This window comes from Bacillus sp. ISL-47, assembly GCF_018613175.1.
Lineage (GTDB): Bacteria > Bacillota > Bacilli > Bacillales > Cytobacillaceae > Cytobacillus.
Map to the genome: position 1 here is coordinate 1 of NZ_JAGGQS010000040.1, position 6,353 is coordinate 6,353.

The window sequence follows — 6,353 nt, forward strand, 5'->3', positions numbered from 1 at the left end:
AGGTTAAACTGTAACTGAGTCATTATATTCCTCTTTTCATTGGTTTTCGTGGTTGAAAACAGTGTTGCCAAGAGTGAATAAAATGACTCTTTTTTTTACACAATTATATGGACTTTATCTTCTTTTTGTCCGATAATTCCTCGCATCTGCACTATCGGCCGTTAAACACCCATCCTGCTCTAAATTACTGCTTCGGCACCTCGATCATGACGGCATCGCCCTGTCCGCCGCCGCTGCAGATGGCTGCAATGCCGATTCCGCCGCCCCTGCGCTTTAATTCATGCATTAAGGTTAAAATAATTCTCGCTCCGCTTGCGCCGATTGGATGTCCCAATGCGACTGCTCCACCGTTCACGTTCACTTTTTCTTCATCCAGGTTCGCAATTTTTCCGCTCGTTAAGGCAACTGCTGCGAACGCTTCATTAATTTCAAAAAGGTCCACTTCTTCAAGCGTTTTTCCTGTCTTTTTCAAAAGCTCATTTATAACAAGTCCCGGAGTCTGCGGGAAGTCCTTTGCTTCAACCGCGATAGCTGTATGGCCGAGGATATAGGCTTTCGGTTTTTTGCCTTCGCGTTCTGCTCGATCTTCGCTCATGAGCACCAATGCTGCTGCACCATCGTTAACTCCTGGCGCATTGCCAGCCGTAATCGTTCCGTCCGAATTGAACACCGAACCAAGCTTACCAAGCTTTTCTAATGAAGTATCTTTACGAGGCGATTCATCCTTAGCGACAACGACAGGTTCACCTTTTCGCTGCGGAACCTCTACAGGGACAATTTCCTCTGCCAATTTGCCGGATTCAATGGCTGCAATCGCTCGTTCATGGCTTCTCAATGCCCATTTGTCCTGCTCTTCACGGCTGATTTCAAATTCTTTTGCTGTTGAATTTCCGTACGTTCCCATATGGACTCCTGTGAAGCTGCAGCTCAATCCATCATGAACCATTAAATCCTTAACTGTTGAATCACCCATGCGCAAGCCCCAGCGCGCTTTCGGCAATATGTAAGGAGCATTGCTCATTGACTCCATGCCGCCAGCCACAATCACTTCCTCGTCCCCTGCCCGGATAATCTGGTCGCCCAACGTCACGCTGCGCATTCCGGAAGCACAAACTTTATTGATTGTTTCGGTTTTTACCTCCCATGGCAAACCTGCTTTTCTCGCAGCCTGGCGTGAAGGGATTTGTCCCTGTCCGCCTTGAAGAACGGTTCCAAGAATCACTTCGTCTACTTCTTCAGGTTTTACACCGGCACGGTCCAATGCTTCTTTCACTGCAAAACCGCCAAGATCAGAAGCTGAAAAGCTGCTAAGCCCTCCGGCAAATTTTCCAAAAGGTGTTCTTGCTCCGCTAAGAATTACGGTTTTCCCCATAAAGAATCGCTCCTTTGTACTATTAATTTAAAATGTTCAAAAAATTATTTAGAAAAAATATTGAATCTTTGCAGTTGGTCTTGTTGAAGTTAAATGTATGTGGAGGTACTAAGGGTTGACTGAACGCTCGCTCGAAAAGACGGCGCGCAAAAAGAGATAATCGAGATCTCTAGCCAACTTAAAATTGTAAGCGCTTTACTCTTTTCTATTTTACTAGAAAAATAGCAGAAATTGAAACACTTTACACAAAATTCATAAAAATCATTCTCCTGTCACATACATATATGCTTAATAGTGACTTAAAATGCTTTAAACGATTTCGTTTTAGTGCTTCAATTTCTACTAAAATTATTTATCTTATGAAGCTAAATTCTGTTTTTCACCCAAAATAGACTTTTCAAGAATTTCAGCAACATCGTACGTGTGAATTTGTTCTTCCACTTCTTTTGCCTTTGTTCCATCAGATAGCATGGTTAAGCAGTAAGGACAGCCCGAGCTGATCACGGACGGGTTAACCGCCAGCGCCTGCTCTGTACGTGATACATTGATGCGGTGGCCAGTTTCTTCTTCCATCCACATCAAGCCGCCGCCCGCTCCACAGCACATGCCGGTTTCGCGGTTTCTTTCCATTTCCACAAGCTTAACGCCTGGAATAGACTTAAGGATTTCACGCGGAGGATCGTACACCTCGTTGTATCGTCCAAGATAGCAAGAGTCATGGAATGTGATTGTTTCATTCACTGCATATTGCGGCTTCAGTTTGCCTTCTTCTACAAGCTTGGCAAGAACCTCAGTATGGTGATAGACCTCTGCCTCCAACCCAAAATCCGGATACTCATTTTTGAAAATGTTGTAGGCATGAGGGTCGATTGTAACGATTTTCTTCACTTCATTTTTTTCAAATTCTTCAATATTCTTAGTCGCAAGCTCCTGGAATAAGAATTCGTTACCAAGACGTCTTGGCGTGTCACCTGAGTTCTTTTCCTTGTTTCCAAGAATAGCAAACTTAACGCCTGCCTCATTTAACAGCTTGGCAAAGGATAGAGCAATCTTTTGGCTGCGGTTATCGTAAGATCCCATTGAGCCAACCCAGAATAAGTATTCGAACTCTTCTCCAGCCTTCTTCATTTCCTTCACTGTTGGCACATGCACGTCCTCGCGTGCCTCTCTCCAGTCTTCGCGCTCCTTGCGGTTCAGTCCCCAAGGATTGCCCTGGCGTTCGATATTCGTCATGGCGCGCTGTGCATCAGCGTCCATTTTCCCTTCTGTTAAAACAAGGTAACGGCGCAGGTCAATAATTTTATCCACATGCTCATTCATAACCGGACATTGATCTTCACAGTTGCGGCAGGTTGTACATGCCCAGATTTCCTCTTCTGTGATGACTTCGCCGATCAGGCTTGGGCTGTATGCAAGGCCAGCCGCCGCTTCTTCAGCGCCTTGGCCTGCAGCTGCAAGCGCAATCTGATTGCCTTTCGTGTTTGAAAAAGCAAAAGTTGGCACCCAAGGCTGCTTGGATGTTACAGCAGCACCGTGGTTTGTTAAATGGTCACGCAATTTAATAATCAAATCCATTGGCGAAAGCATTTTACCAGTACCTGTAGCCGGACACATATTTGTACAGCGCCCGCATTCCACACATGCATAGAAATCAATCATTTGATGCTGTGTAAAATCTTCAATCTTCCCGACACCAAAGCTTTCCTGTGATTCATCTTCAAAATCGATTGCTTTTAATTTTCCCGGGTTATCCATACGGTTGAAATAAACATTGGCCGGTCCGGCGATTAAGTGAGCGTGCTTGGATTGCGGCACGTACACAAGGAAAGCTAATAGGAACAGCAAATGGATCCACCAGGAGATATAGAATACAACAATCGCTCCGGTCTCACCCATCCATGAAAATGCTCCTGCAATGAGAGACGCGACAGGCTCAGACCAAGTTCCTTCATGGCCATGCCAGATCATGCTCATCCCATTTCCAAGGAGAACAGAGAGCATTAACCCTCCGATAAAAATAAGTACGAGACCTGCTTTGAATCCTCTTTTTAAGCGAACAAGCTTTTCAACATAACGCCGGTAAAAAGCCCAGATCACTGCAACAAGGATCATCAAGGTCACAATTTCCTGGAAGAACGTGAAGCCAGGATACAAAGGTCCCAGCGGCAAATGTGCACCAGGCTTAATTCCCTTGATAATAAAATCAATGGCACCAAATTGGACAAGAAGAAATCCGTAGAAAAACATGACGTGCATAATTCCGCTTTTCTTATCCTTTAAGAGCTTCTTCTGTCCAAACACATTGACCCAGATTTTTTCAAGGCGCTCTTTTACTTTGCCGTCAAATTCGACCTTTTTGCCCAGCTTGATATATTCAATCCGTGTCTTGACAACATAGACAAACAGGCTGACAGCGTAAGCGGTTACAAGAAGGAATGCAATTAAGTTAATCCATAATAGACCGTTCATTGGGCATAGTGCTCCTTTCGTAAATGATTCCAGCAACTTTTGTGCAAATTCATTCTCCTTAGAAAATTTAAAATACAGTAAAATTTTCTGAATTTATCTCTTACTCCCATTATATTATGAATGAGCATTCAGTCAACCACTTTTTCGATAAACTTGTTCGAAAAGTTTAATTATTTTGTTATCCACATGTAGATAACTTCTCTTCGTTTTGGAAAAAGTCCTGCAATAAACGAAAGATTCCATGATAGAAATGAAGACGAAGGAAATACTAACAGGAAATCTTGTTGAGAGGAAGATGGCGTTTTGACAGTCTGGGATATCATCATGGTCATTTTACTCGTCCTCTTTTTATGGATGTATATCGATTTTACATGGGGCCGTAAAAATCATTTAAAAAAACTTGAGCGAACAAATTGTCCAATCCGCCAGAGCGATATGGAGATGTTTGCAGACGGGCCTGCTTTATTTAAAGACTTATTTTCTGAAATAAGAAACGCCCAAAAGCATATCCATATTTTATTTTATATTGTGAAGGATGATAAAATCAGTGAGGAGTTTTTAACTATTCTAAAGGGTAAAGCAAAGGAAGGGGTTGAAGTCCGCCTCCTTCTCGATTGGGCCGGCAGCTTTCCCGTTAAGAGAAAAACCGTTAAAGATCTCAAAAGCAGCGGAATAAAATTTTCCTTCGCACATGTTCCCAAGCTGCCTTTTCTTTTCTATTCGTTTCAAGCCAGAAACCACAGGAAGATTACCGTTATTGACGGAAAGATCGGGTATAGCGGTGGTTTTAATATCGGGAAAGAATACATTAATAAAGATCCAAAGCTGACACCCTGGCGCGATTACCATTTGAAACTCCAAGGCGAAGGTGTTCACGATCTGCAAAGAGAATTTCTTGCAGATTGGTACAAAGCAACAAAGACAGACCTGCTGGCAAACAGCATCTATTTTCCTGAACTCCATTCGGGCAAATATAAACATCAGCTGGCTGCCTATAAAGGGGCCTTTTTGGAAGAAAGCTTTTCCTCTATAATCCGTCATGCAAAGCAATCGATTACAATTGGCACGCCTTATTTTATTCCCAGTAAAAGACTCTTCCAGGATTTAAGCCATGCATTGGAACGAGGCGTCACTGTTAAAATTCTTGTACCCTGCATGACGGATCATGTCCTTGTAAAAGAAGCCTCTTATCTTTATTTAAGAAAGCTGCTAAAGCAAGGTGCATATGTTTATGAATACTTAAACGGTTTTTATCATGCCAAGGCAATCATCATCGATAATGAAATCACAGATGTCGGAACAGCCAATTTTGATAAACGGAGCCTGTTTTTAAACTATGAAATCAATTGCTTTATTTATGACAAGGAATTCATCCAAAAGGTCCAAGCAGTTTTAGATAAGGACATTCAAAATGCGAAAAGATTAACGTTAAAAGAATTAAACCGCCTGGATCCTTTTCGGACATTTAAGGAGATGCTTGCCCGCACGGTGGCCAGTTTCCTCTAAGGGGATCCGGGGAAAAGAAGGTGCATCAAAATGAAGATTCGCTTAGGATATGTTTCCCACGCCATTAGCTTGTGGGAAGCTTCCCCTGCCAGAACTTTAACCTTTACCCGCTATCAGCAAATGCCCTCTGAAGAAAGGCTGGAAAAACTAAAAACAGTCACAGCTCAAAATCTGCAGAATACGTTAAGGATGCTGCATTACAATATTGCACACGAAATTCAATTGTATAGGCTCTCCAGTTCCATCGTCCCCCTTGCCACCCATCCTGAAGTATTATGGGATTTTGTTACACCTTTTAAGGAAAAGTGGCTGGAGCTTGGCGAGGTTATTAAAAAACATAAACTGCGGGTCAGCTTCCACCCTAACCAGTTCACCCTGTTTACATCACCCCGGGAGGAAGTAACAAAGAACGCCGTCAAAGATATGGAGTATCATTACAGAATGTTTGAAGCCATGGGTGTGGAAAAAGAAAGCATCATCAATATCCATATCGGCGGTGCATATGGAGATAAGCTGGCAACCATTGATCGTTTTCATGAAAATCTAAAGATGCTGCCTTCCCATATTAAAGTAGCAATGACGCTGGAGAACGATGATAAAACCTATAACACGGATGAAACGCTGTTGGCCTGCCAGCAGGAACATATTCCACTTATGTTTGATTATCATCACCATATGGCCAATCCCGGAGACCAGCCTTTGGAAGAACTCCTCCCGGAAATTTTTCAGACATGGGAAAAAACCAGCTTGAAGCCGAAAATCCATATTTCATCACCAAAATCCGAAAAAGCTTTCCGGTCGCACGCCGACTATGTAGATCTTGACTTTATCAGGCCGCTTCTCGATTTGCTGAGAACCTTTGACCGGGACATCGACTTTATGATTGAAGCAAAGGCAAAGGACAAAGCAGCCCTTAAGCTGACAGAAGAAATCAGCAGCATTCGCGGCGTAAAAAGGATTGGCGGCGCGGAGATTGAATGGAAATAACAAAGAGGCTGGGACAAAA

At 43.1% G+C, this 6,353-nt stretch carries 4 protein-coding genes; 2 read left to right on the top strand and 2 right to left on the bottom strand.

What is annotated here, in order from left to right; translation table 11 throughout:
- Positions 1–184: 184 nt before the first annotated feature.
- Both J7I93_RS13845 and J7I93_RS13850 read right to left on the bottom strand, forming a co-directional pair.
- Positions 185–1,372: an acetyl-CoA C-acetyltransferase gene (locus tag J7I93_RS13845; protein ID WP_214726454.1), complete on the bottom strand. Its 1,188-nt coding sequence runs from the start codon at positions 1,370–1,372 to the stop codon at positions 185–187.
- A 357-nt stretch (positions 1,373–1,729) separates the two neighbouring features.
- On the bottom strand, positions 1,730–3,841 hold the full coding sequence (locus tag J7I93_RS13850) for a (Fe-S)-binding protein (RefSeq protein ID WP_214726455.1): 2,112 nt from the start codon (positions 3,839–3,841) through the stop codon (positions 1,730–1,732).
- A gap of 324 nt (positions 3,842–4,165) precedes the next feature.
- On the opposite strand from J7I93_RS13850, the gene cls reads away from it, so the two are divergent.
- Both cls and uvsE read left to right on the top strand, forming a co-directional pair.
- The gene (cls, locus tag J7I93_RS13855) at positions 4,166–5,347 is read left to right on the top strand and encodes a cardiolipin synthase (protein ID WP_214726457.1); all 1,182 of its coding nucleotides are present in this window, start codon (positions 4,166–4,168) and stop codon (positions 5,345–5,347) included.
- Between the two features lie 30 nt (positions 5,348–5,377).
- On the top strand, positions 5,378–6,334 hold the full coding sequence (gene uvsE / locus J7I93_RS13860; protein WP_214726456.1) for a UV DNA damage repair endonuclease UvsE: 957 nt from the start codon (positions 5,378–5,380) through the stop codon (positions 6,332–6,334).
- Positions 6,335–6,353: the final 19 nt, after the last annotated feature.

What these genes read in the sequence shown, in the direction of transcription:
- J7I93_RS13845 (WP_214726454.1), bottom strand. Translation starts at nt 1,372, where the DNA reads ATGGGGAAAACCGTAATTCTTAGCGGAGCAAGAACACCTTTTGGAAAA.
- J7I93_RS13850 (WP_214726455.1), bottom strand. Translation starts at nt 3,841, where the DNA reads ATGAACGGTCTATTATGGATTAACTTAATTGCATTCCTTCTTGTAACC.
- cls (WP_214726457.1), top strand. Translation starts at nt 4,166, where the DNA reads ATGGTCATTTTACTCGTCCTCTTTTTATGGATGTATATCGATTTTACA.
- uvsE (WP_214726456.1), top strand. Translation starts at nt 5,378, where the DNA reads ATGAAGATTCGCTTAGGATATGTTTCCCACGCCATTAGCTTGTGGGAA.